Raw genomic sequence first — 1,499 nt, forward strand, 5'->3', positions numbered from 1 at the left:
TGTGGCAGGCTAGGCAAAGCTGCAAAATGCGTTGCCGAACGCTCGCCCGCGGATATCGCTTGAGGCAACAGGCCACGCTTTCTGGCATTTCGGGCTGGCCTCAAGCGGCGTCAGCCTCCGGTCGCCTAGATCTTGCCGATAAAGGAAACGATGGCTTTTTCCCTTCCTCGGTTCGCGGCCAGCCGCACGGCAAAGAAGCAGCCTGTCGCCTTAGCTCGCCGGGCGCGGCAACGGTTCAGCTCCGGTATGCTGGCGGCCACTGCCACCTCGGTGCCTTCGAGGCGGCTCCACATAACCGGTCGTTCGAGCCGACTCGCAACGGCTGGTCACTGCAGGCCCCCATTTCATTCTGGGCCTTCCGTGCCCAGCCGCCGCTCGCGGCTCAACTTCAACGTTAGGCGTCGTTAAACTTCTTGCTTCACTGCACCATCACATGAAACTCGGAGAACTCAAGTCGGTTGGCCACAACATTGCAGACTCGTTCGCGAGCGGCATCGGACTGTTAGTCGGACACTATGAGATGAACGTTTTCGCCGAGGCTGCAGGTGAGCCAGAGGGCTTTGTCGTGGTCGACTTCTTGGCAGGCTCGACCAAGGCCACTACGGTTTCAGCCAGCTTTCGTGAAGCCATTTGCCTCTACCGAGATGCGTTACCCGAGCTTTGTGCGAAACACGGAATCGAAGTTGAAGCTTTCGCGAGACTCGAAACACGGTATGGAACCGACCCCGTCTACGGACGACACTTCACGGTGACTGTCGAAAGCGCTGATGGTAAGAAATCCACCGATGGGTACGTGGGAGTTCCTGGCAGGAGACGTAGCTGATTGCGCCAATTCTATGAACACTTCACTTGTCGCCCGGTGCCTAGCGACGCCTAACCATTCCATCGAGGGGACAAACAACGGCGGTTCGAGTTTGGGCCTTCTGTCCAGGCTGGTGCCGCCGTCGTTTGCCCCTCATGTCAAACGTTAGAGCGCAATACAAAATTAGGGAGATTTTTTCGTGAAGATTTTTTCGATTGTTCCAGCACTTCTATTGGCCGGATGCGCGACCACCGGCGGAACGCACGATACCGTGGCGGTTGTCGGGAAAGTTCTAGAGACCTTCGACGTATCAGCCGAAGCGCCATCGTCTGGCGGAGCGTACCAGCCTGGCATGGGTGGCGCTGTCGGCGGGGCAGTCGCCGGTTTACTGATGTGGTCAGGCAAAGATCCTGCACACACGATTTATGTAGTCAAGTTGCCCGACGACTCCAAACGATATGTGCGCCAGCAAGGCAAGGTCAGCATTGGTGATTGCGTAGCCGTCGTAACGGAAAAACCAAAGATTGGGCAAGAGTCCTGGTTGTACGGACAGGCTTCCCTAAAGCAGTCCAAAGACTGTATGTAATTCAATGCGCTCTAACCGGTCGCTCGAGTGGACCTCCGCCAGCTGGCCGCGCTGCGCTGCCTGTCTATTTTCAGCTTCGCGCGGCCAGCTGGCTACGGCCGCTCAGCTCGA

The 1,499-nt window shown here is 57.5% G+C and carries 3 protein-coding genes; 2 read left to right on the forward strand and 1 reads right to left on the reverse strand.

Going from position 1 to position 1,499, the window contains the following annotated elements:
* Positions 1–125: 125 nt before the first annotated feature.
* Positions 126–293: a hypothetical protein gene (locus tag LNV07_RS25315; RefSeq protein WP_263573988.1), complete on the reverse strand. Its 168-nt coding sequence runs from the start codon at positions 291–293 to the stop codon at positions 126–128.
* Between the two features lie 140 nt (positions 294–433).
* On the opposite strand from LNV07_RS25315, the gene LNV07_RS25320 reads away from it, so the two are divergent.
* Positions 434–823 (forward strand): hypothetical protein, encoded by a 390-nt coding sequence (locus LNV07_RS25320; protein WP_263573989.1) that lies wholly within the window; start codon positions 434–436, stop codon positions 821–823.
* A gap of 178 nt (positions 824–1,001) precedes the next feature.
* Positions 1,002–1,388 (forward strand): hypothetical protein, encoded by a 387-nt coding sequence (locus LNV07_RS25325; RefSeq protein WP_263573990.1) that lies wholly within the window; start codon positions 1,002–1,004, stop codon positions 1,386–1,388.
* Positions 1,389–1,499: the final 111 nt, after the last annotated feature.

It is taken from the genome of Roseateles oligotrophus, assembly GCF_025717515.1.
GTDB classification, from domain to species: domain Bacteria; phylum Pseudomonadota; class Gammaproteobacteria; order Burkholderiales; family Burkholderiaceae_C; genus Paucibacter_A; species Paucibacter_A oligotrophus.